A 22650-nucleotide genomic window follows, 5' to 3' on the forward strand; every position below is an offset into this window, starting at 1 on the left:
TAATAGGATGGATGGAGTCGAAGCGATAACCGGATCGGAAGGGCGGGAACCAGCATGGAAATACCTGTATATCGCCCGCAAAACCATGTGCGATTTATTACGGCAGCCGCTTTATTTGACGGGCATGACGCATCAATCAACATTATGAGGCGGATTCTGCAAGCGTCCGGGGTCGAGGTCATTCATCTCGGCCATAACCGGTCGGTTCAGGAAGTGACCAGCGCAGCGATGCAAGAGGATGTCCAGGGGATTGCGATAAGCTCCTACCAAGGCGGTCATATCGAATATTTAACCTACATGATGGATGTGCTGAAGCAAGCCGGAGCTGGGCATATCAAACTATTCGCAGGCGGAGGCGGCGTTATTATTCCCTCCGAGATTGAAGCGCTGGAGCGTTACGGCATCGCCAAAGTGTTCTCTCCGGAGGACGGCCGCAGGATGGGACTGCAGGGGATGATCAATGCCATGATCGAAGCCTGCGATCATCCGACGCCGAGACAGGCCGAACAGGATCTTAAGCTGGTGAAGCAGCGTAATTGGGGAGCGATTGCAAGACTGATCTCTTCAGCCGAGGATCAAGCCGCGGGGATTTCTGCAGATGACTGTACCGTAGCCGTATTGCAGCAGTTGAGGGAACAAGTCCCCGGCGTGCCTGTGTTAGGAATAACCGGAACGGGCGGAGCCGGCAAAAGCTCCTTGACGGATGAGCTTGTGCGCCGGTTCCTGGACTATTTTCCGAACCGTTCGATTGCCGTCATATCGGTAGATCCAACGAAGATGAAATCCGGCGGTGCTCTTCTTGGGGACAGGATCCGAATGAATGCCATACATGATCCGAGGGCTTACATGCGCAGCATGGCGACAAGAAATTCAAAGTCGGAGATCAGCGAAGCCACAGGTGACGCGATCTCGATCGTCAAGCAAGCGGGATACGACTTTGTTATTGTCGAGACTAGCGGGATTGGCCAAGGAGACGCCGCCATTGTAGAGCTATGCGATATCGCTATGTATGTCATGACCAGCGAATTCGGCGCACCTAGCCAGCTGGAGAAGATCGATATGATTGATTATGCCGACGTTATCGTCATTAACAAATTTGAACGTCAAGGATCAGAGGATGCCTTGAGGGATGTCCGCAAGCAGTACAAGCGAAGCAGACGGCTTGATAGGGCTTCTAACGAGCAGCTTCCCGTATTCGGAACGATGGCGAGTCAATTCAACGATCCCGGCGTAACGATGCTCTTCCGGCATGTGATGGAGCTTGCACAGGACAAAATGGGAGGCAGCTGGCCGGTTCGTCTGGAGGAGTCCGGTTTAAGAGCGACAAAGAGAAACCTGATTATCCCGCAGGACCGAATCGGATATTTGCGCGAAATCGTTAAGACGGTCCAGCAATATAAGAAGGATATCGAGGATCAGGTTGCGGTTGTCCGCACGCTTGCTCAGCTGAAGGGCACGAGACAGCTGATTTATGCCAATCAGGAACGGCTTCTGACGAGAGAGGAAACGGCTCTCTTCGCGGATAAGCTTGATGCGATGGCAGCAGAGTGGGAAGAACAGCTGCACCCGGATTGCCGGAAGCAGCTGGCCGATTGGCCGACCATTCGCAATCTTTACCGGCCGGTTGTACTCGAATCGCTTTCGGGCAGCGCGGTGCCTAGAGTCAGCCTGCCCAAATTCCATGAGTCGGGCGAGCTTCTCCGCTGGCTTCTGAAGGAGAACCTGCCCGGGTATTTTCCTTATACGGCTGGCGTATTTGCCTTCAAGCGAACCGACGAGGAGCCCAAACGCCAGTTTGCCGGAGAAGGTTCACCGGAGAGGACGAACCGCCGGTTCCATTATTTATGCCGCAATGATGAGGCCAAGCGATTATCTACTGCCTTCGATAGCGTAACCTTATACGGCCAGGATCCGAGCGACCGGCCCGATATATACGGAAGAATCGGAAATAGCGGAGTTAATGTCTGTACCCTCGAGGATATGAAGAAGCTGTACGAAGGCTTTGATCTATGCCATCCTTCCGTAAGCGTGTCGATGACGATTAACGGACCGGCGCCTATCCTTCTAGCGATGTTCATGAATACGGCGATCGATCAGCAAGTGGATAAATTCGCGGCGGAACACGGCCGTCAACCCGATGAAGCGGAATACCGGATCATTAAGGCGGGAGCGCTGCGATCCGTTCGCGGTACGGTACAGGCCGATATTTTGAAGGAGGATCAGGGCCAGAATACCTGCATTTTCAGTACGGAATTTTCACTCAAAATGATGGGGGACATCCAGCAATATTTCATCGATCACGGCGTACGACATTATTATTCCGTCAGCATAAGCGGTTACCACATCGCGGAGGCCGGCGCCAATCCGGTCACGCAGCTGGCGTTCACGCTTGCGAACGGCTTTACCTACGTCGAGTATTACTTAGCCCGAGGCATGTCTATCGATGATTTTGCTCCGAATCTATCCTTTTTCTTCAGCAACGGGCTTGATCCCGAATACAGCGTCATGGGGCGCGTGGCGCGGAGGATCTGGGCAACCGTTATGAAATATAAATACGGGGCTAACGAACGCAGCCAGAAGCTGAAGTATCATATCCAGACATCAGGCCGCTCGCTGCATGCGCAGGAAATGGATTTTAACGATATACGGACAACGCTGCAAGCTTTGATGGCTACCTACGACAACTGTAACTCTTTGCATACTAATGCGTATGACGAGGCGGTCACCACCCCTACGGAAAATTCCGTCCGCCGGGCAATGGCGATCCAGCTTATTATCAACCGGGAGTTTGGACTGGCGAAGAACGAGAATCCGCTGCAGGGCTCTTTTATCGTGGAGGAGCTTACCGACCTGATGGAGGAGGCGGTGCTTCAGGAGTTTTTGCGCATCCATGAGCGCGGCGGCGTGCTGGGCGCAATGGAAACCCAGTATCAACGGGGGAAAATCCAGGAGGAATCGTTATTTTACGAGCAGAAAAAACATGCCGGGGAGCTGCCGATTATCGGAGTGAATACGTTCCTCAACCCCAACCCCGAAGAGATACGCACGGATATCGAGCTGGCACGGTCGACGGAAGCAGAGAAGCTGGCTCAAATCCGCCAATTGCAGGCGTTTCAAATGAAGCATCAGGAGGAGTATTCGGGCGCCTTGCAGGATTTGAAGGAGGCGGCTGTAACCGGCGGCAATCTGTTCGAAGCTTTAATGGAGGTCGTAAAAAGCGCCTCGATCGGCCAAATCACGGGTGCGTTATTTGAAGTTGGCGGCCAGTACAGGAGGAATATGTAAGGGTGGGATAGAAAATATAGGAAAATGAGGCCTGTTAAAGAAAACGTAATTACAAGCTTAAACCGAATCGGAGGGAAGCGCCTTTGCTTGTGCTGACATTTATATTAACTTTGATGAACTCGATATTGCTGCTCATTATTTACCTTAATTTGCCTAAGCGGGATGTTGCGCAAGAAGCCGTTGATCAGGCATGGGCGAATGACCGGAAGAGACAAGAGGAGAAGCAGTCAGGCGACACTTAGAAGCTCTAAAGAGAACTCATGAGATCAGAAAAAGCCTCCAACCTTAAGGATTGGAGGCTTTCTAGGAACCGGCTAGTCTTCGATATCCGCCCACATTTCCTCTTCGTCCACATCCAGCTTAATGTTGGTGCGGAAGACGCGGCGGTTGTACTGCCGGTACATATATTGCTCGATAGCTTCGAGCAGATTCGCTTCAATGATATATTGGCTGCGACCGTTAACCCATACTTCTGCGGTGAAGCCGTACTCTTCGTCCCAAGCCAGCTGCACCTCCACGTCCGAAGGTTGCACGCCTCTTCGGTCTGCCATGTGCAGACAGACGGCATTAATAATTTCGTCCGTGTAAATTCGTATCATTTAGTAAGGTCTCCGCGTATCGGGATTATTTTTCTTCTTAAACATTCGGAATAGCGAAATTACGATTCTTACCAGAACAAAGATCGCAATCAGGTTAATGAGGAGGCCGAAGAATTGACCCATGCCGCCCATGTTGCCAAGCAGACCGCCGAACAGCATGCCCGCGAGACCGCCGATTAGCATGCCTTTCATAAAGCCGCCGCCGCTGAAAAAGCCTTTGTTCGTTGTTGTTGCGCCGGTTTTATTCGTTGTTGCTCCAGTCTTTGTACCGGAAGTCGACTCCTGTACGTTAGCTTGTTTCTTAGGCGTTTGCGTGAAGCTTTGTTTTGGCGATTTGAATCCTCCGCCTCGTTTTGCCGCATCCGCTTGGCCTAGACCAAATGTCAGGAACAAAGCGAAAGCCATGATGACCAGTAACCTTTTTTTCATTGTGTACGTCTCCTCCTGCTTCGATGTGTAGCTCAATAATTGCTATGATACACATATACGGCTAATATTAACGGAGGTTTCAAAATATTTTTGTACTCAATGTTCCAAATCATAAATATGCAAAGGAGAGAACCCCTATGAATTATCCATCCGCTTATGTATCGTACTTGGCGGAGTTTAACGGGACGCGGGATTTCTTCGAATGCCATGAGCTTCTGGAGGAGTATTGGAAGGAGCATCCGGGCGATCCGCGGGCATTGTTGTGGGTTGGACTCATCCAGCTTGCGGTTGGGCAATATCATGAACGGCGGGGAAATGCGAAGGGTGCGTTAAAAATGTATGAAAAGGCACTTGGGAAGCTGGATCTTACTTCGCTCGAGCAGTTAGGTCTGGACGGAACGCGGACTATCGCGGATCTTTCGCATAGATACGACTTCCTGCAGCTCGGTCAATCGCTGCCGTATCAAGACATAACGCTTATCGTAAAGGATCCCGAGCTTGAGCGGCAATGCATTCAGCTTTGCAATACCTTGCAGGTGGAATGGGGAAGCAGCAGCCGCATGGATACGGACGCGTTGATTCACCGTCATAAATTGCGAGACCGCAGTGATGTATTAGCGGAAAGAGCAGCAGCCATCGAAGCGAAAAAAAGGAACCGGACCGCGGAATAACCACGGTTTCGGTTCCTTTTTGGTTAGGTTCTACTTTTGGTAGCCGTCGACGATCAGGTCAAGAGCGCCTGTGTCCGGGTGAATCGCAAGGCCGTGTACCGGAGTGTTAGGCGGAAGAAGCGGGTGGTTGCGCACGATGCTAACGCTCTTCTCAACGCTGTCGCGAAGGTTGTCAAAGCCGGTCAGCCAGCGGTTCAAGTCTACGCCGGAATGACGGAGCGTATTAATCGTTTGCTCGGAAATGCCGCGTTCCAGCATGTGGCCGACAACAGTCTCCGGATCGATGCCGGTCATGCCGCAGCCATGGTGCGCAATAATAAACACTTCGTCTGCTTTCAGCTCGTACAGCGCGACAAGGACGCTGCGCATAATGTTGCCGAATGGCTGCGTAATAATCGCCCCGGCGTTTTTGATAATTTTGGCATCGCCGTTTTTCAGGTTCAATGCTTTAGGTAGCAGTTCAACAAGCCGGGTGTCCATGCAAGTGACAACAACGATTTTGCGGTTAGGGAACTTATCCGTAAGATATTGCTCGTATTCCTTGTTTTCGACGAAAGCTTTGTTGTGGTTCAAGATTTTTTCCAGATTGTTCATTTGAATTACCTCCTATTAATAACGATTAAATATTAGTTCTTCAGAAAACGCAGGTCAAGCGTATAGATCTGGCCGTCGCTCTTGAGGCTGTACGCATCGCGCGCGGCATCGTAATCAATACGGAGCTCCGGCTCGAAAAACACTTCATGGCGAGGCTCGAACCAGAACGGGAACGGGTCGCCTTGGGCAAGCCGGTCGTCCGGGCCGCTTTGTTCAATGAGCTGAAGAGCCGGGACGCCGCTTACGACGCAGCCGCAGCCTTCGGTATCATGCAGCAGCTTAAGCTGCTTGCGGCCATCCTCTATGTAAGGGGTCAGCGACTTAACGGCAGCAGGAGTAAAAGTTATGCGCATGTAGTATTCTCTCCTTCTCTCTACTCTATTAACGACATAAAAAGGTTAAAGTTGATTATACGTTTTGTAATCGTTAAGATCAAGATAGGCTCTGTTCAAAATGAGCAAATTTGGAATAGGGAAGGTGGATGGAATAATGACGGTACATAAGGAAACAACCGCAAAGTTTATGGAGACAATCCGTAAAATTAAAAGCTACGAAGAAGCGTTAGGCGTTCTGTATTGGGATCTTCGGACAGGGGCACCGCGAAAAGGAATGGATACCCGCTCGGAGGTTATCGGCGCTTTGTCCGGCGATATGTTCAAGCTTTCAACCTCGCCCGAGCTTGGCGAATATTTGAATGAGCTGGAGCAGCCTGCTGCCCGGGAGCAATTATCCGATATTGAACGGAAGCTCGTTAGCGAAACGCGCAAAGACTACGATCGCAGCGTCAAAATTCCACCAAAGCTCTACCAGGAATACGTTGTGCTTGCTTCGCAGGCGGAATCCAAGTGGGAGGAAGCCAAAGCAAGTAACGATTATGCCAGCTTCCAGCCGCTGCTCGAAAAGGTAATCGATTATACGCAGCAATTTATTGATCTGTGGGGGCCTAAGGCAACCCGTTATGATACCTTGCTTGACCAGTATGAACCCGGAATGACGACGGCAGAGCTGGACCGCGTATTCGGCGGCTTGCGCGAGCAGCTGGTTCCGCTTGCAGCGGCAATTGCGGCGTCCCCGCATCAGCCGGATACTTCCTTCCTCGGGCAAAAATACGATAAGCAGGCGCAAAAAGAGTTCAGCTTGTATATCTTGAACCAGATGGGCTACAACTTCGAAGCCGGCCGTCTCGACGAAAGCGTTCATCCGTTTGCAACCGGGCTTAACCCGGGCGATGTCCGCATTACGACCCGCTACCTGGAAGATGATGTGACCAGCGCGTTGTTCGGTACCATCCATGAGGGCGGACATGCGTTGTACGAGCAAAATATTATGCCCGAGCTGATCGGCACTACGCTGTGCACGGGTACCTCGATGGGCATTCACGAATCGCAGTCGCGCTTCTGGGAAAATGTCATCGGACGCAGCAAGCCGTTCTGGGAGCAGTATTTCGGCAAGCTGCAAGAGAAATTCCCCGGCCAGCTGGATGTATCGGTGGAACAGTTCTACCGCGGCATCAACGTCGTACAGCCGTCTTTGATCCGGATTGAAGCAGACGAGCTGACGTACAACCTGCACATTATTATTCGCTACGAGATCGAGAAATTGATCTTTAATGAAGGCGCAAAAGCAGCCGATCTGCCGGCGATCTGGAACGACAAGTACAAAGAGTACCTGGGGATCGTTCCTCCGTCTAATGCGGAAGGCGTTCTGCAGGACGTTCACTGGTCCGGCGGCGCATTCGGTTACTTCCCGTCGTATTCGCTCGGCAATATGTATGCCGCGCAAATCGCCGACACAATGGAGCGGGAGCTTGACGGCTTCTGGAACCTCATCGGCCGCGGCGAGCTGCTTCCGATTAAGGAGTGGCTAACCGAGCGCATCTACAAGTACGGCAAGCTGAAGTCGCCGTCGGAGCTGATCCAAAGCGTTACCGGCAAGCCGCTGGATCCACAGCATCTGGTGACTTATCTGGAGCGCAAATATAAAGATATTTATAAGCTGTAATAGAAAGTGGCCGTCCCTTGTTGGGGCGGCTCTTTTTTTTGTGTTCCGTCGTGTTCTGTAGCACGGAAAAAGCCTGCTATCTGGGGTTGTATAGCAAAATGCCGTAGGAGATGGTTAGCTTTTGTTCAAGGATCCCGACCTCGGAGTGCCCACTTGCTATACAGGGTCTCCATTGTTCGGAATGCACCGACTTTTTTGCTCCTGCATAGGCTATTGTACTTACTACTTACTTTAATTGAGTAATCACGGGAGGTTAACGGATGAGAAGGAAGCTATGGCTGTCGCTGCTCCTCATTGTGGCGCTGACGACAACAGCCGCGCTGGCCGGCTGCGGCAAGGGAAGCTCGGAGAAGGTTAAGCTGACCATCGGCGAAGTAACGAGGTCGGTCTTTTACGCTCCGGAATATGTAGCTCTGGCGAAAGGATTTTTCGCTGACGAGGGGCTGGACGTTACGCTGACAACAACGGCAGGCGGGGACAAAACGATGACCGCGCTGCTCTCCAACACGATTGACGTTGCGCTTGTTGGTTCGGAAACTTCGATTTATGTGTACCAGCAAGGCTCTGACGACCCGGTTATCAACTTTGCTCAAGTGACGCAAACCGACGGTACGTTCCTGGTTGCCCGGAAGGATACGAACTTTGACTGGAACAACCTGAAAGGCGCGACGTTCCTCGGCCAAAGAAAAGGCGGAATGCCGCAAATGGCGGGCGAATTCACGTTAAGAAAGCATAACATTGACCCGCATGCGGATCTGGAACTGATTCAAAACGTCGATTTTGCCAACATCGCGCCTGCCTTTGCTTCCGGCACGGGCGACTATGTACAGCTATTTGAACCAACGGCTTCTGTATTCGAGAAGCAAGGAACGGGCAAAGTGGTTGCCTCCTTTGGCGTAGAGAGCGGACATCTGCCTTATACCGTCTTTATGGCGAAGCAAAGCTATATCAAGAAAAATAATGCCGCGATCCAATCGTTCACCGATGCCGTACACCGCGCGCAGCTGTGGGTGCAGGAAAACGATGCCGCAACGATTGCGGACGTCGTAGCCCCATACTTTGACAACGTGGATAAAGACATCCTGGTCAGCTCCATTGACCGCTACAAACAACAAGGCTCCTACGCAACGGATCCCGTAATCGACGAAGGCGAATGGAATAACCTTCTTGACGTAATGACTCAGGCTGGAGAGCTCAAGGAACGTACCGAGTACGGCAAAATCGTGGATAACAGCTTTGCCGAGAAATCGATAGAAGACGTTAAGAAATAAAATAAGGGGGACTTTCGATGGCTGGCGAAGATAATCGGCTGGAGCTGAAGGATGTGTCCCATGTCTACGTAAACGAAAAGGGTGCTTCCTTAGCCGTCGAGAATTTGAATTTGACGGTTCGGCGCGGTGAGTTCGTCAGCCTCGTCGGTCCGAGCGGCTGCGGTAAAACAACGATTCTCAGCATGCTTGCGGGTTTATTTCCTCCAACCGGAGGGCAGGTGCTTCTCGCGGGAGCGCCTGTCCTTGGTCCGTCAAGGCTCGTTGGCTATATGCTGCAGCAGGATTTCCTGTTTCCGTGGCGGACGATCCGGGACAATGCCGCAATCGGCCTGGAGATTGCCGGCGGGAAGACGGCCGCGGCGATGAAGGAAGTTGACCGCCTGCTGTCGGAGCTGGGGCTGCCGGGTTCAGGCAGCAAGTACCCTCATGAGCTCTCGGGCGGCATGCGGCAGCGTGTTGCATTGGCGCGAATGCTCGCGACAAATCCGGAAGTGATGCTGCTGGATGAACCTTTTTCCGCGCTGGATCTGCATATCAAGCTTCAGCTTGAAGATCTGGTAGATGAAACTCTCAAGCGTCTTGGCAAAACAGCCGTTCTCGTTACTCATGACTTGGCTGAAGCCGCGGCCATGAGCGACCGGGTAATCGTGCTGGCCGCGAATCCGGGCAGAATCGTGAAGGAGCTTGTTGTGCCGGATGAGATCCGGCAGGCCACGCCGATGGAGGCCCGCAAGCTGCCAGGCTTCCAGGACGTGTTTGATCAGTTGTGGGCAGAGCTTAACCGGGCGGAAGGAGGCGGAGGGCATGCCTGAGGCAGAGAAATCGGGCAAGAACGTATTGTTATCCGGCATCGAGGAAGACCGCGAGAGCGGGATGAAACAGCTTCATACGCAATTCAAGCAAAAGGCTAGACGGGTTACCGCGGCAGTAGGTACAACACAGATTACGATCCTGCTGCTGTTCATTGCCCTATGGGAAGCGGCAGGCAGACAAAAGTGGATCGACCCTCTGCTGTTCAGCTACCCGACCAAAATCATCAACCAGCTATGGAATTCGATGGCGGACGGCTCGATCTGGCCGCATATCGGAATGACCGTGTCCGAGACGATTATCGGATTTCTGCTCGGCACTCTGGTGGGAACCGGAATCGCGGCGCTATTATGGTGGTTTCCTTTTTTATCGAGAGTGCTGGACCCTTATCTGGTCGTCTTAAACAGTTTGCCTAAGGTGGCGCTTGGTCCTCTCTTCATCGTTACGCTTGGACCGGGCTTTACTTCGATTGTAGCGGTAACCTTGTCGGTGACGGTTATTATCACAACGATTAATATATACAACCGATTTAGAGAGATTGAAGCGGGTTATATCAAGGTGGTCCGGTTGTTTGGCGCGAGCAGGGCGCAGCTGTTTCGGCTTGTCATTCTGCCTGCCTCTTTTCCGGTCATTATATCGGCTTTAAAAGTCAATGTAGGTCTCGCCTGGATTGGGGTTATCGTCGGTGAATTCCTGGTCGCCAAGCTTGGACTCGGCTATCTGATGATTTACGGCTTCCAGGTATTTAACTTCACCCTCGTCTTATCCACCCTGATTGTCATTGCCGTAGTCGCAACGATTATGTATCAACTTGTGGCGATATTGGAACGTAAGTTGACGTCAGGCTGGCGGGAGCGTTAGGATAAGCGTATTAATCTATCCGAACGTGAGGGGAATAAGTGGGTATTCGCATTATCAAAACAGCTTTAGCAGCCATTATCGCCATTTATTCGGCTGTATATTTGAACTTGGAGCCGCCGCTTGGTGCGGGTATTCTTGCTATTCTCGGTGTAGAAGTCAGCCGGATGAAAGGGCTGAAGAGCGCTATCCAGCGTTTCGTCGCTTCTTCGCTGGGACTTTTTTTTGCCTCTTTGGTCTTTACGATCTTTGGCTTTCATATTTGGGTAGTGGCGTTATTTATTTTGATGACCTTCCCGGTATTGGCACGTTTTCAACTAAAGGATGGCATCGTAACCAGCGCTGTTATCGTATTCCAGCTGTTCAATCATGGGAAAGTCACCGTTGACGTATTGGAAAACGAAGTGTTGCTCATGATCTGTGGTCTGGGCTGGGCAATCGTGATCAACTTCATCTATATGCCGAAGGATCAGCACCTGCTCGAGTCGCTCAAAGCTTCCGTCGAGAAGCTGTTTGGCGATATTTTCACCGAGATGGGCAGGACGCTCCGCGAACCTTCGCATATTTGGAATGGCAGCGAGCTGCTTGAGGTTCACCGGATTATAGATGAAGGCGCCCACCGGGCCGTGCTGAACAAGGAGAACCGGCTATTCGGGCAAGAGCATTATTGGTCCACTTACTTCGAAATGCGGCGTCTCCAGCTCGAGTCGATGCAGGGAATGCTGGAAGAGCTGGCGCTCATCTACGAGAAGCTGCCCCAGAACGAACCGCTTGCGGAGCTGCTGGAGCTCCTATCCGGGGAAGTGAAATCCGAGGTATACCGAGGGATAACGGAGAAACGCTTGTCCGAGCTGAGGCAGCTGTACAAGTCGATGGAGCTTCCGCGCACGCGGGATGAGTTCGAGCTTCGAGCCGCTATTTTGAAGATGACGATGGAGCTTGAAAGATATTTGGCAATCGCCAAACGATTAAAGAAAAGAAATGTCATGTTAGACAAAGCGGAGCCATAAAATAAAGAGGGATAAAATTCGTGGCGGCGCGGGAAAGATTCAGTCACCCTAGACGAATGACCTGCATACACTTTAAATGAATGATTGTATGGAGGAGGTTAAATCGATGACATTTGCAGATAAACAGCTACAAGGTAGAGAGATTATAACGAAAGCTGTCTGCGGGAAAGGTCGTAAGTTTTCCACTGTCTCTCATACCGTAACACCGCCTCATCACCCGACCAGCATATTGGGTGCGTGGGTAATCAACCACCAATATGAAGCGGTTCGATCGGGCGACGGAATTGAGGTAATTGGTACTTACGATCTCAACATTTGGTATTCGTATAGCAAGAATTCGCAAACGGACGTAGCAAAAGAAACCGTGCATTACGTAGAGCATGTGCCTCTTTCTTATCTGGATCCGAAGCATCGGTCTTCTACGGAAGAGGTATCCGCCGATTGCATTCAGGAGCCTAACTGCATTGAGGCCAACATCTCGTCAAGCGGTTCCAGCGTTGTCGTTCGCGTTGAGCGCGAGTATGCGGTTGAAATGATCGCCGAGACGAAAGTTTGGGTAGCCTGCTTCCCGGGCGGCTACGACGACGGCAAAGAACTTGAGTTCGGTCTCGGCGACGGGGATTACGAGGATCTGGATCCAGACTTACTGGACGACGACCTGTAAGCCGGAAGCACTTATCCGCTTCTGTACTGTAAGATATGCCGCTAAGGCGGTAAATTCGAGGGCGAAAGCCCTCTTTTTGTTGAATTCATTTAATTTGGGCATTCGCCGCATGCCCTTAAGTCGTTATCGAATCCAATAAAAAGAAGGTGGGCGGGTATGGCTGGCAACCGGCTGAACCGGCTTGAGAACGAACGTCAGGCAGTTGCTTTGACGGAAGCCGAAATGCAGGCAAGATGGCTTCGCGCAGGTCTTTATCGGGAGCAGCAGGGAGATGAACGGTTATACCGTGTTCAAGCAGCCGATCTTGCGCTGGTTGAGCTTAAGCGGATTAACGGGGCAGGCAGGCCGTTAGGCAGCGGAGAACCGCTTGCAGCTGCCGCAGCCGGGCATCCGGCAGAATGGCCGGCGGATCCCGTGCTCCGCCGGGTGATCCGTAGGGCGATTGCAGGACTTTACGCAGTAGGAATAGATATTGGTGAGGCCGTTGTTGCGCTTGGGACGGACGGCCGCGTCTCGATGCGAGCGGCAAGGAGGCGCAAAATAGTTCCGCTGCTGCTGCCTGAGGCTGAAGCGGAGCACCGGGATCCGCCGCTTCTTATCGGGGCGGATCCTGAGTTTGTGCTTATTCGGCCGGATGGCAAGGTTGCTCCGGCCTCCCGGTATTTAGGAGGCATCGGCGGCGCCGCGGGCAGCGACGCCATGCTGATCGGGCGACGGCTGATGTATCCCGTCGCCGAGCTTCGGCCCGAGCCGGCCGCTGATCCGGCAGGGCTCACGGCGGGCGTCCGGCGGCTGCTGCTCCGCGCCGCCGGGCTTGTCCGCGACCCAAGCCTCCGCTGGGCCGCGGGTGCCATGCCCGTGCCGGGGCTTGCGCTCGGCGGGCATATCCATCTCAGCGGCGTGCGGCTGACGCCGCGCCTGCTGCGCTTGCTCGACAGCTACGCCGCGTTCCCGCTGGCGCTTGTCGAGGATCCCGCCGGCCGCGGGCGGCGCCCCCGCTACGGCGTCCTGGGCGATTTCCGCCAGCAACCGCATGGCGGCTTCGAATACCGGACGCTGCCGAGCTGGCTGGTGTCTCCGGCAGCGGCCAAAGCCGCCTTCGCGCTTGCGCTTCTCTGCGCGCGCGAGGCGGATGCCTTGCAGGACATACCGGCTCTTGACGAGCGGTATGTCGCAGCCTACTACGCCGGCGACCGCGCGGAGCTCGCCGGCTGCCTCGACGGCGTCGCCGCTTCTATGGCGGCGACGGCAAGCTATGCCGCGCTGGCGCCGTACATCGAGCCTTTGCTCGATGCGGCGAGGCGCGGCGCAACCTGGGATGAGCGGGCTGACATCCGCGTCAAATGGCGCATCCCGCGCCTATAAGGGATGCGCCAATTTGTTTGCTTTGCCCGCCTATATTCAATTTTCTGCGTCAGACATTCAACGAATCACATGATGCTTTTTCAGCTGCTCAAGCATATAAGCCGCGCGATGCTTGTAATGATGCTTTTGCACGGCTTCTAGGCCTTGCATCTGGATCTTCCTGCGTTCGAGCGGATGCTTCAGGTAGTAACGGACCAGTTTTTTAGTCTCGTCGGCAGATCCCGATACGACAAGCTCCTTGCCGGGGCGGAACAATTCCCGGACGGCAGGCGTATCGTTTGTGATCAGAAAACCTCCTGATCCCAATATTTCGTAAGTTCGCTGCGTAACCTGGGTCAAGTGGTTCTGAGGGGCGATAACGATTTTGGCCGAGTTGTACACTTTATGCGCGCGTGGATAGGCGAGATGGCCGTGGAGCCATCCAACGGGGACTTTCACGCCAAGGGCGGGTTTTATATGAGTCCATTGTCTGCCCCAGATATCAATGCGGATGCCGTCTTGCACCAGCGGTTTGATGAGCTGCTGCATCGATTTGATCCGGTAATGCTGCGGATATTTTTTCATAATCTTGGGGTACCCGTTAGCTACGGCGGCAATACGGCTGCGGTACTTTGGTGAGCTTTTGCCTGCGCGGTGCACCTTGGGATGAAAGCCGAAGTCCATATGGGCGGATGGAATCCCGATACCGGCATATTCCTCTATTTTGGACTTGCATATCGTAAATACAAAGTCCGGCTGCACAGCCTGTACATAGGGGAGAGAGAACGTTTCATGATGGGTGGGGTCTTCGGTAGCCCAAAAGACAAACGGGATTCCCGTCGGCCTCACAAGGTCATGGACAAGCTGCCTTTTCTCCGGTCTATGCTGAAGCGTCCAGCCGAGGCTTATGATCAGATCCGGCTTGAATTCGTCAAGCAGCCCGAGGATAACGGCTTGGCTTAACGGGCCGGAGATTCTCACTTGATGCCCAAGATCGCGGAAGCCGTTGGGCAGTCCGTGAATCCACATGGGATGGCTTTCGAGAAATAAAATATTCATGAGATAATACCTTCTCTCTTTAAAGCATCCAGCATGATCTGAGCTCTCTTGGTATACGTGTGCTCGGCAATGGCGAGTCTTCCGTTCTGCCGGATCTGCTCGCGTTCCTTTGAATTCGCGAGATAATGCCGGACAAGCCGCAGGGTTTCCTGCGGGGAAGAAGATAGAGCGGCGCCGCGGCCAGCCTGAAGCAGCTTTCTCACTCCCTCCGTATTGCAGGTAAGCAGAAATCCTTCGGAGCCAACAATCTCGTAAGTTCGCTGGGTGGCCATATCCGTATAATTTTGCAGTCCGAGCATGATTTTAGCGGAGCTGTACACTTTGTAGGCGTCTTTATAGGCAATCGGCTTTTTGATCCAGCGGGAAGGCAATGATCGTCCGAGGTAAGGCTTCATTAAATGCCAGTTCCGTCCGTAAAAATCGATACGGTAGCCGGCTTTAAGCAGCGGCCGGATGAGGATGTTCATCGCCTTGCGGCGGTAGAGCTTGGGGTATCGCCTCAAGACGCCCGGATAGGCATTGGCTACCACGGCGATATCCGCCTTATAGGTTTTAAGCGGCTTGATTCTTCGGTGAATACGGGGATGGAAAGCAAAGTCCAAATGTTCGCTGGCGTAACCCAGCTTGCGGAATCTTTCGGCTGTTTTGGCTGAAATCGTGAATACAAACGCGGGATTTATCCTTTTTAACAAAGGCAGCGTAAATTCGTCCGTAAAATTCGGGTCTTCCGTAGACCAGTAAATAAGCGGAATATCGTTGTCCGAAGCAAATTTCCGGATAAGCGTCTGCTTTGCGGGAGTGTGATCGCGGCCCCAGCCGACGTAGACAAGCAGATCCGGCTTATTTTCGCTCAGGTGGCGGGTTAACGAACCGGAATGAACCGGACCGGACATCCGTACCTCATGCCCCAGATCCCTCAAACCTTCGGGCAGACCGCAGCTCCAAATCCCCCCGCGCTCCAAAAATAAAATGTTGATGGATTTCACCATCCCCTCCAATGGTTAGTCCGTACCGTTCTTTCTCGACTTCGAGTCTAGTTAGTGGCATTGTATTCACCGCAAGATGCGGGGTATAGGCTTCGCCCTAGCTGATCGGGCTTTTTCTTCCGGTTTCTTCAGGTTGTCAGCCCGGCTTCGGCTATGCAGGTTGGCGCGCGGCAATCGGCTTGGTATAATAGCAGAATGATGTTTTTTTAAATATTAAATATAAGAAACTTGAATGCTATGTACCTGGGAGGGGCAACAGTGGCTGGTTATACCCCGATGATTCAACAATATCTCGCAATTAAGGAGCAAGCGAAAGACGCGTTCCTTTTCTTCCGTCTCGGCGATTTCTACGAGATGTTTTTTGACGATGCTATTAATGCTTCGCGTGAGCTTGAAATTACATTAACGGGCAGAGAGGGCGGCGTGTCGGAGAAAATTCCGATGTGCGGCGTCCCTTATCATTCTGCGGAAAACTATATTGCAAGGCTTGTCGAAAAAGGCTTCAAGGTAGCGGTCTGCGAGCAGGTGGAGGACCCGAGCGCGGCCAAAGGCGTTGTGCGACGGGAGATCGTCCGCGTTATTACGCCGGGTACCGTGATGGAATCGAAGTCGCTTGCTGACAAATCCAACAACTTTATCGTTTCCGTCGGTTCGGTCTCTACGGCGGCAATCGGCATGGCAGCCTGCGACTTGTCTACAGGCGAGCTGTATGCGACATCTCTGGCTTTCAATATCGATACGCTGATCGATGAGATTAACGTCTATCAGCCTGCCGAAATCGTTGGCGACGAAAACCTGCTGGCACTGCTCAAGGAGCAGGCGGTATGGAACCGTCCCGTGCTGCTGACTAGCCGCGAGCCTATGGCCGAGGACAAGCTTCGTGAGCAGTTTGAAGCAGAGCAGCTGGAAGGACTTAACGAAACGCGTTACCGCGCCGTTAGCCTATTGACAGGTTATCTCGAGGAGACGCAGAAGCGCTCCCTTGGCCATGTCCGCACGATCCGCGCTTATGAGCCTAATCAATATATGATTCTGGACCACTACACGCGGCGGAATCTCGAGTTGACCGAGACGGTCCGCGACCGTAGCAAAAAAGGTTCTCTTCTGTGGCTGCTCGACCGAACCCAGACATCGATGGGGGCCAGGCTGCTTAGACGCTGGATCGACAAGCCGCTGCTTAACCGTTCGAAGATTGAAGAACGGTACGAAGCGGTTGATGCGCTCTACCGGAATTTGATTGCCCGTGACGATATCCGTTCGGAGCTGAACCACGTCTATGATCTTGAACGGCTTGTTGGCCGGGTCGCTTTCGGCAGCGCGAACGGCAGGGATATGAACGCGCTGAAAAGCTCCATCCGCCGCACGCCGCAGCTCGTCGAGCTGGCGCGTCAAGCCGGGTCCGAGCGGCTTCGCCAGCTTGTTGACGGGCTGGATAACTGCTCCGATCTGGCCGATCTGATCGAGACGGTTATCGTGGACGAGCCTCCCGTATCGATACGGGAAGGCGGATTAATCCGGGCCGGTTACGACGATTACCTTGATCAGCTTCGAGAAGCCAGCACGAACGGCAAGAAATGGCTTGCCGAGCTGGAGCGCCAGGAACGCGAAGCAACCGGCATCAAAACGATTAAAATCGGCTTTAACAAAGTGTTCGGCTATTATCTTGAGGTATCCAAAGGCGCCTTGGGCATGCTGCCCGAAGGCCGTTACGAACGGAAGCAGACGCTGGCGAACGCGGAGCGCTTCGTAACGCCGGAGCTGAAGGAGAAGGAACGGCTTATTCTCGAAGCAGAGGACAAAATGGTTGATCTGGAGTACGCCCGCTTTATCGAACTGCGGGATCATCTGGCTCTGCAGCTTCATCGTCTGCAGCGTCTGGCCGAGGTTGTGTCAGAGCTTGACGTCTATCAGTCGCTTGCTACGGTTAGCGCGGAGAGAAGATTTATCCGTCCGGTTATAACCGATCAATACGATCTGGTTATTGAAGAAGGAAGACATCCGGTCGTTGAGGCGGTAATGGACGGCGTACCGTTTATTAACAATGCTACTTCGCTTCGGCAAGAGGAACAATCGATGCTGCTCATTACCGGACCGAATATGGCGGGTAAGAGCACCTATATGCGGCAGGTAGCCTTGATTTGCATCATGGCCCAGATCGGCTGCTTTGTGCCGGCAAAAACGGCGGAAATTCCGATGATCGACCGCATCTTTACCCGGATTGGCGCAGCCGACGATCTTATCGGCGGTCAAAGTACCTTTATGGTAGAAATGAAGGATATTCAGCTCATGACGGAAAAGGCGACGGCAAGCAGTCTCGTTATCATTGACGAGCTTGGCCGCGGTACCTCAACAAGCGAAGGGATGTCTATCGCTCAAGCGGTTATCGAGTTTGTCCATCACCATATCGGCTGCAAGGCGCTTGTATCCACGCATTTCCATGAGCTGTCGCATCTTGAGGCTTCTCTTCCGAAGCTGGCGAACGCCTGCATGGCCGTACAGGAAAGCGGCGATCATGTGACCTTCCTGCGCAAGCTGATTCCCGGAGCGGCAAGCACAAGCTACGGGATTTATTGCGCAAGACTGGCGGGGCTTCCGAACTCCATTATTGACCGGGCTTACGTACTGCTTGAGCATTTGGAGGAAGAAGCTTCGGAGAAGGTGCCGGCAGGCGCTGCCGTTGCCACCGCGAGTGTAGCGGCTGAAGCTCCCTTAGCTCCGTCTTATGCGGTTGTTCCCGAGTCCGGGCTGGTATTCAAGGAAACGGCTGCTGCTGTCCAGCTCTCTATCTTTGACGAGCCGCCAGCGCATGCTGTTCAGCCGGTACAGGAGCAAGGGCGCCGCAAAGCCTCGCCGAAGGCCGAGCAGCTCGCCGACCAGCTCCGCAAGCTGGACTTGTTCAATATGACGCCGATGCAGGCGATGCAATGGCTGAACGAGATGAAGCAGAAGCTGAACGATTAGCTCGAAAGTCGGCATAGAAGTTTTAGAAGCAAGGAGGGGTTCGCATGGGGAAAATCCAGGTATTGGATGAGCAGCTTGCCAACCAGATTGCGGCAGGCGAGGTTGTGGAACGGCCTGCGTCCGTCATCAAGGAGCTGGTCGAGAACGCGATTGATGCCGGTAGCTCCGTTATTGATATTACGATCGAAGAAGGCGGATTGTCGTTTATTCGGGTCACTGATAACGGCTCGGGCATAGAGCCGGCGGATATGGAAACCGCGTTTCAACGGCATGCCACGAGCAAAATCTCGTCTAGCAGCGATCTGTTCAAAATCGCAAGCCTTGGCTTCCGCGGCGAGGCTCTGCCGAGTATCGCAGCCGTATCGCGGCTCGAATGCGTGTCGTCGATCGATTCGACGGGCTTGGCCCAGCGCCTATTAATAGAAGGCGGAACGGTTACGGCGAATGAGCCTGCCAACGCTCCTCAAGGCACCGATATGTCGGTGCGGGATTTATTTTACAATACGCCGGCAAGGCTGAAATACATGAAAGCGATCCAGACGGAGCTTGGACATATAACCGATTACGTTTACCGGATTGCCTTGGCGCATCCGGGAATAGCGATCACGCTGAAGCATAACGGCTCGGTGCTGCTTCGGACGCTTGGCACCGGCGATAGACTGCAAGTTATTGCGGCCGTGTATGGAACGAATACGGCTAAGGCGATGCTGAAGGTGGAAGGCGAGACTTCCGATTACGATTTGCGCGGGTTTATATCGAAGCCGGAGCTGACGCGGGCGAACCGCAACGGCATGACCGTGATCGTAAACGGCCGCTATATCCGCAGCCATGCGGTTAATCAGGCCATCCTGCAGGCGTATCATACCCTGCTTCCGATCAACCGTTTCCCGATTGTCGTATTGGAGATCGGCATGCATCCAAGCCTGCTTGACGTGAACGTGCATCCTTCCAAGATGGAAGTCCGCTTCAGTAAGGAAAACGAGCTTAGAACGTTGGTAGAGCAGGCGGTAAAAGGAGCGCTTGGACAGGTACGGCATATTCCGGGGCCGGCTGAAAAGCAGGAGCGGGAGAAGCCGCTGTTCGTACAGGATGCGATTTCCTTCCACCGGCCCGATCCTCTTTCCATGCCTTGGGGGCAGGAACGGAGCCTATCCAACCCTGGCGGCGGATCCGGAGCTCCGGGCGGCTCTTCTAATCCGCCCGGAGGCGGCTTTAACACAGGCAAGCCAGCCGAATTGTCAACGTCTGCCGCCAGCACGGGCTCATCGCATAATTCTTCCTTCCCGCAGCTTCCGAAGCGCGATTACGTGCCGAAGGATGCGATGGAACGTCTGTACAAGCCTGCCGAGCAGCGCGAAGAATCCGTGCGTGAAGCAGCGGCTCCATGGGAGCAAGCCGCCCCGGCGCTTCAGGCGGCGGAAGAAACGGCAGCACCGCCTCCGGCGCCAGAATCAGAGCCGCCTGCGGGCGAGGCGAACGAGCGGCCGGACGGTACGCCGGCATTTCCGGACCTGTACTGGATCGGACAGCTTCATGGCACGTATATTGTGGCACAGGCTGAAGAAGGATTGTATTTGATCGATCAGCATGCGGCGCATGAACGCATTAATTACGAGTATTACTTCCAGAAGTTCGGCAATCCGCAAGCGGCAAGCCAGCAGCTTCTGGTTCCGCTCACCCTGGAATTTACCTCCGGAGAAGCGGAGCAGCTGCGCGGCATGATCAACTTATTCCTGGAAGCCGGCGTTGAGCTGGAGCCCTTCGGAGCTCAGACTTTTCTTGTTCGCGCTTATCCGGAATGGTTCCCGCAAGGCGAGGAGCAGGCCATTATCGAGGAAATGGCGGAATTGCTGTTAAGCGAACGCAAGTCCATTAATATCGCGAAGCTCAGGGAAAAAGCAGCCATTATGTGCTCCTGCAAAGCTTCGATTAAAGCCAACGACCGGAAGACCCGGGAAGAGGGAGAAGCGCTGCTGGCCCGCCTTGCTGCCTGCAATCAGCCTTATACCTGTCCGCACGGCCGTCCGATTGTGGTTCATCTTTCGACCTATCAGCTAGAAAAAATGTTTAAACGGGTGATGTCATGATCGTAACAACCTCCGACAAGCCTTCTCAGCGGGCATTAGCGACCGCCAGACGGCTTGCGGGAGAGCTATCCGCTCCGTATGTTTCGCGAGGCAAACAAACGCTTCGGCAGATGGCGGAGAGGATGGAGGAAATCCGTCTGATTGTCGTGACGGAAAGGGAAGTCCGCTATTACGACGGTCAGACGGAGTCGCCGCTTTATTTTCATCCCAGCATGGCTTTTGTAAGGGTGAAAAGACTGCGGCGCGGAGAAAGCGATCCCTTGCTTGACCTGACGGGCTGCAAGCCGGGAGACCGCGTCATAGATTGCACCGCGGGGCTAGCCGCCGATTCGCTTGTATTCTCGTATGCGGCAGGCGAATCGGGATCGGTGACCGCCATTGAAAGCGAGCCTATCTTGTGCGCGGTCGTGCGCGAAGGCTTGGCCGGCTATCAATCCGGCTTGCCGGATGTGGACGCAGCCCTGCGCAGAATCAACATGATTAACGTTAATCATGCCGAATATTTGGCGGGGCTTCCGGACAATAGCGTCGACATCGTCTATTTCGATCCGATGTTCCGCCAGCCGATTCATGAATCCAGCGCCTTGGAGCCGCTGCGCAAGCTGGCTAACGACAGCGCGTTGACGGAGAAAGCCGTGCAGGAAGCAATAAGGGTCGCGCGCAAGACCGTCGTAATGAAGGAGCACCGCGAGAGCGGGGAATTCGAACGGCTTGGATTCGAACGGCGGCATGTGAATACGTCGAAAATAGCTTATGGAGTGATAGAGGTTGCAGGAAGCAGCAAATAAGGAACGCAAGCAGCCGCTGCTTGTTTTGGTAGGACCGACGGCTGTAGGCAAGACACAGCTCAGCCTCGATCTCGCCAAAGCATGGAACGCCGAGATTATATCCGGTGATTCGATGCAGGTGTACAAGGAAATGGATATCGGCACGGCCAAGCTGCCGCTCGCCGAACGGCAGGGAATTGTCCACCATCTGATCGATATTTGCGAGCCGGATGTGGCTTATTCGGTCGCCGACTTTCAGGTGCATTGCAGGGAAGCGATTGCCGATATTTCGGCTAGAGGCAAGCTTCCTTTTATCGTAGGAGGTACCGGACTCTACGTTGAATCCGTCTGTTATGGCTTTGAATTTAACGAAAACGGCTCAGATCCCGCATTTCGGGACGAGCAGCAGCGTTATGCGGAAGAGCACGGCGCGGAAGCTCTTCACGCGAGGCTTGCGGAGGTAGATCCGAAGTCTGCCGAACGGCTGCATCCGAATGACCAGCGCCGTATTATCCGCGCGCTTGAAATCTTTCATCTGTCCGGCGAGATGATGTCGGACCAGCTGGAAAGACAGAAAAAAGAATCGCCCTACGAATTGTGTATATTGGGTCTGACTATGGATAGAAAAGTGCTCTACTCGCGTATCGAACAGCGGGTTGATCAAATGCTGGAGGATGGACTCGTCGAGGAAGTAAGAGGACTGCTGGACCGCGGCGTGACGGAGGACAGCCTTGCCATGCAAGGGCTTGGCTACAAGGAAATTGTCATGTACCTGCGCGGCGAATGTTCGCTTGAGGCGACGGCAGAGCTGTTGAAAAGGGATACGAGAAGGTTCGCCAAACGCCAGCTTTCCTGGTTCAGGCACATGAAGGATATCGAATGGATCGACATGGGGGAAAATTTTCACAACAATTTACGGCGGATTCATGGTATAATAGCAGGAAAGTTTCAAGTCAATCTTGAATATACTTCTAATCAATCTTTTTTAGACGGGGGTAACGTCCAATGAACAAATCGATCAATATTCAAGATACTTTCTTGAACCAACTGCGCAAAGACAACATTCCGGTTACGGTTTTCTTAATGAACGGCTTTCAGATCAGAGGCGTTATTAAAGCGTTCGATAACTTTACGATCATCATTGACAGCGAAGGCCGTCAGCAAATGGTGTACAAGCACGCGATTTCGACGTTTACTCCGCAGCGTAACGTATCATTAATGCAAGACAACAGTGCTTCGGAAGCATAGAACGTA

At 53.3% G+C, this 22650-nt stretch carries 21 protein-coding genes; 15 read left to right on the forward strand and 6 right to left on the reverse strand.

Going from position 1 to position 22650, the window contains the following annotated elements; genetic code table 11:
* Window positions 1-54 precede the first annotated feature (54 nt).
* The gene (icmF, locus tag WFJ73_RS05040; RefSeq protein WP_336771980.1) at window positions 55-3285 is read left to right on the forward strand and encodes a fused isobutyryl-CoA mutase/GTPase IcmF; all 3231 of its coding nucleotides are present in this window, start codon (window positions 55-57) and stop codon (window positions 3283-3285) included.
* 83 nt (window positions 3286-3368) lie between these two features.
* The gene (locus tag WFJ73_RS05045) at window positions 3369-3527 is read left to right on the forward strand and encodes a hypothetical protein (RefSeq protein ID WP_336771981.1); all 159 of its coding nucleotides are present in this window, start codon (window positions 3369-3371) and stop codon (window positions 3525-3527) included.
* 72 nt (window positions 3528-3599) lie between these two features.
* Here WFJ73_RS05045 and WFJ73_RS05050 read toward each other — a convergent pair whose 3' ends face one another.
* Window positions 3600-3884 (reverse strand): YxcD family protein, encoded by a 285-nt coding sequence (locus tag WFJ73_RS05050; protein WP_336771982.1) that lies wholly within the window; start codon window positions 3882-3884, stop codon window positions 3600-3602.
* Entirely contained in the window at window positions 3885-4313 is a 429-nt protein-coding gene (locus WFJ73_RS05055; RefSeq protein ID WP_336771983.1) for a hypothetical protein, read from the reverse strand.
* Window positions 4314-4450: 137 nt separating this feature from the next.
* On the opposite strand from WFJ73_RS05055, the gene WFJ73_RS05060 reads away from it, so the two are divergent.
* The gene (locus WFJ73_RS05060) at window positions 4451-4984 is read left to right on the forward strand and encodes a DUF309 domain-containing protein (protein WP_336771984.1); all 534 of its coding nucleotides are present in this window, start codon (window positions 4451-4453) and stop codon (window positions 4982-4984) included.
* A gap of 30 nt (window positions 4985-5014) precedes the next feature.
* Here WFJ73_RS05060 and WFJ73_RS05065 read toward each other — a convergent pair whose 3' ends face one another.
* Window positions 5015-5578: a beta-class carbonic anhydrase gene (locus WFJ73_RS05065; protein ID WP_132304960.1), complete on the reverse strand. Its 564-nt coding sequence runs from the start codon at window positions 5576-5578 to the stop codon at window positions 5015-5017.
* A gap of 32 nt (window positions 5579-5610) precedes the next feature.
* Window positions 5611-5931, reverse strand: a complete 321-nt coding sequence (locus WFJ73_RS05070) for an iron-sulfur cluster biosynthesis family protein (protein ID WP_336771985.1) — start codon at window positions 5929-5931, stop codon at window positions 5611-5613.
* Window positions 5932-6067: 136 nt separating this feature from the next.
* Between WFJ73_RS05070 and WFJ73_RS05075 the strand changes: the two genes are divergently transcribed.
* The 7 genes from WFJ73_RS05075 to WFJ73_RS05105 all read left to right on the forward strand — a co-directional run bounded on the left by WFJ73_RS05075 (window position 6068) and on the right by WFJ73_RS05105 (window position 13557).
* Window positions 6068-7579, forward strand: a complete 1512-nt coding sequence (locus WFJ73_RS05075) for a carboxypeptidase M32 (RefSeq protein ID WP_336771986.1) — start codon at window positions 6068-6070, stop codon at window positions 7577-7579.
* A 260-nt stretch (window positions 7580-7839) separates the two neighbouring features.
* A complete protein-coding gene (locus WFJ73_RS05080; RefSeq protein ID WP_336771987.1) occupies window positions 7840-8850 on the forward strand; it encodes an ABC transporter substrate-binding protein in 1011 nt (336 codons plus the stop codon).
* A gap of 17 nt (window positions 8851-8867) precedes the next feature.
* The gene (locus WFJ73_RS05085) at window positions 8868-9662 is read left to right on the forward strand and encodes an ABC transporter ATP-binding protein (protein ID WP_336771988.1); all 795 of its coding nucleotides are present in this window, start codon (window positions 8868-8870) and stop codon (window positions 9660-9662) included.
* Window positions 9655-10521, forward strand: coding sequence for an ABC transporter permease (locus tag WFJ73_RS05090; RefSeq protein WP_336771989.1), 867 nt, complete (start codon window positions 9655-9657; stop codon window positions 10519-10521). The genes WFJ73_RS05085 and WFJ73_RS05090 overlap by 8 nt, the downstream gene beginning before the upstream one ends.
* A gap of 38 nt (window positions 10522-10559) precedes the next feature.
* On the forward strand, window positions 10560-11528 hold the full coding sequence (locus WFJ73_RS05095) for an aromatic acid exporter family protein (RefSeq protein WP_336771990.1): 969 nt from the start codon (window positions 10560-10562) through the stop codon (window positions 11526-11528).
* A 106-nt stretch (window positions 11529-11634) separates the two neighbouring features.
* Entirely contained in the window at window positions 11635-12192 is a 558-nt protein-coding gene (locus tag WFJ73_RS05100) for an outer spore coat protein CotE (protein WP_336771991.1), read from the forward strand.
* A 156-nt stretch (window positions 12193-12348) separates the two neighbouring features.
* Window positions 12349-13557 carry a putative amidoligase domain-containing protein gene (locus WFJ73_RS05105; protein ID WP_336771992.1) on the forward strand — a complete coding sequence of 403 codons (1209 nt, stop codon included), beginning with the start codon at window positions 12349-12351 and terminating at the stop codon, window positions 13555-13557.
* Between the two features lie 57 nt (window positions 13558-13614).
* Here the strand turns inward: WFJ73_RS05105 and WFJ73_RS05110 are convergent, their stop codons facing one another.
* Both WFJ73_RS05110 and WFJ73_RS05115 read right to left on the reverse strand, forming a co-directional pair.
* Window positions 13615-14595, reverse strand: a complete 981-nt coding sequence (locus WFJ73_RS05110) for a CgeB family protein (RefSeq protein ID WP_336771993.1) — start codon at window positions 14593-14595, stop codon at window positions 13615-13617.
* Complete coding sequence (locus WFJ73_RS05115) at window positions 14592-15584, reverse strand: CgeB family protein (protein ID WP_336771994.1); 993 nt, start codon at window positions 15582-15584, stop codon at window positions 14592-14594. The genes WFJ73_RS05110 and WFJ73_RS05115 overlap by 4 nt, the downstream gene beginning before the upstream one ends.
* A gap of 255 nt (window positions 15585-15839) precedes the next feature.
* Between WFJ73_RS05115 and mutS the strand changes: the two genes are divergently transcribed.
* The 5 genes from mutS to hfq are packed head-to-tail and all read left to right on the forward strand — an operon-like array spanning window position 15840 to window position 22644.
* Entirely contained in the window at window positions 15840-18542 is a 2703-nt protein-coding gene (gene mutS, locus WFJ73_RS05120) for a DNA mismatch repair protein MutS (protein ID WP_336771995.1), read from the forward strand.
* Window positions 18543-18586: 44 nt separating this feature from the next.
* Entirely contained in the window at window positions 18587-20629 is a 2043-nt protein-coding gene (gene mutL / locus WFJ73_RS05125; RefSeq protein ID WP_336771996.1) for a DNA mismatch repair endonuclease MutL, read from the forward strand.
* Window positions 20626-21417: a class I SAM-dependent methyltransferase gene (locus WFJ73_RS05130; RefSeq protein ID WP_336771997.1), complete on the forward strand. Its 792-nt coding sequence runs from the start codon at window positions 20626-20628 to the stop codon at window positions 21415-21417. Before mutL ends, WFJ73_RS05130 begins: the two co-directional genes overlap by 4 nt.
* Entirely contained in the window at window positions 21398-22405 is a 1008-nt protein-coding gene (gene miaA, locus WFJ73_RS05135) for a tRNA (adenosine(37)-N6)-dimethylallyltransferase MiaA (RefSeq protein WP_336771998.1), read from the forward strand. The genes WFJ73_RS05130 and miaA overlap by 20 nt, the downstream gene beginning before the upstream one ends.
* Window positions 22402-22644, forward strand: coding sequence for an RNA chaperone Hfq (gene hfq / locus WFJ73_RS05140; protein ID WP_015844208.1), 243 nt, complete (start codon window positions 22402-22404; stop codon window positions 22642-22644). The genes miaA and hfq overlap by 4 nt, the downstream gene beginning before the upstream one ends.
* Window positions 22645-22650 lie beyond the last annotated feature (6 nt).

Origin of the sequence: Paenibacillus sp. MMO-58 (assembly GCF_037146255.1) — a bacterium.
Lineage (GTDB): Bacteria > Bacillota > Bacilli > Paenibacillales > Paenibacillaceae > Pristimantibacillus.

Bases quoted from the DNA above. Each gene is read 5' to 3' on its own strand.
- WFJ73_RS05060 (WP_336771984.1), top strand. From the start codon at position 4,451: ATGAATTATCCATCCGCTTATGTATCGTACTTGGCGGAGTTTAACGGG.
- WFJ73_RS05080 (WP_336771987.1), top strand. From the start codon at position 7,840: ATGAGAAGGAAGCTATGGCTGTCGCTGCTCCTCATTGTGGCGCTGACG.
- WFJ73_RS05115 (WP_336771994.1), bottom strand. From the start codon at position 15,584: ATGGTGAAATCCATCAACATTTTATTTTTGGAGCGCGGGGGGATTTGG.
- icmF (WP_336771980.1), top strand. From the start codon at position 55: ATGGAAATACCTGTATATCGCCCGCAAAACCATGTGCGATTTATTACG.
- WFJ73_RS05105 (WP_336771992.1), top strand. From the start codon at position 12,349: ATGGCTGGCAACCGGCTGAACCGGCTTGAGAACGAACGTCAGGCAGTT.
- WFJ73_RS05100 (WP_336771991.1), top strand. From the start codon at position 11,635: ATGACATTTGCAGATAAACAGCTACAAGGTAGAGAGATTATAACGAAA.
- WFJ73_RS05110 (WP_336771993.1), bottom strand. From the start codon at position 14,595: ATGAATATTTTATTTCTCGAAAGCCATCCCATGTGGATTCACGGACTG.
- WFJ73_RS05065 (WP_132304960.1), bottom strand. From the start codon at position 5,578: ATGAACAATCTGGAAAAAATCTTGAACCACAACAAAGCTTTCGTCGAA.
- WFJ73_RS05055 (WP_336771983.1), bottom strand. From the start codon at position 4,313: ATGAAAAAAAGGTTACTGGTCATCATGGCTTTCGCTTTGTTCCTGACA.
- mutL (WP_336771996.1), top strand. From the start codon at position 18,587: ATGGGGAAAATCCAGGTATTGGATGAGCAGCTTGCCAACCAGATTGCG.
- WFJ73_RS05070 (WP_336771985.1), bottom strand. From the start codon at position 5,931: ATGCGCATAACTTTTACTCCTGCTGCCGTTAAGTCGCTGACCCCTTAC.
- WFJ73_RS05090 (WP_336771989.1), top strand. From the start codon at position 9,655: ATGCCTGAGGCAGAGAAATCGGGCAAGAACGTATTGTTATCCGGCATC.
- WFJ73_RS05130 (WP_336771997.1), top strand. From the start codon at position 20,626: ATGATCGTAACAACCTCCGACAAGCCTTCTCAGCGGGCATTAGCGACC.
- WFJ73_RS05075 (WP_336771986.1), top strand. From the start codon at position 6,068: ATGACGGTACATAAGGAAACAACCGCAAAGTTTATGGAGACAATCCGT.
- WFJ73_RS05085 (WP_336771988.1), top strand. From the start codon at position 8,868: ATGGCTGGCGAAGATAATCGGCTGGAGCTGAAGGATGTGTCCCATGTC.
- hfq (WP_015844208.1), top strand. From the start codon at position 22,402: ATGAACAAATCGATCAATATTCAAGATACTTTCTTGAACCAACTGCGC.
- WFJ73_RS05050 (WP_336771982.1), bottom strand. From the start codon at position 3,884: ATGATACGAATTTACACGGACGAAATTATTAATGCCGTCTGTCTGCAC.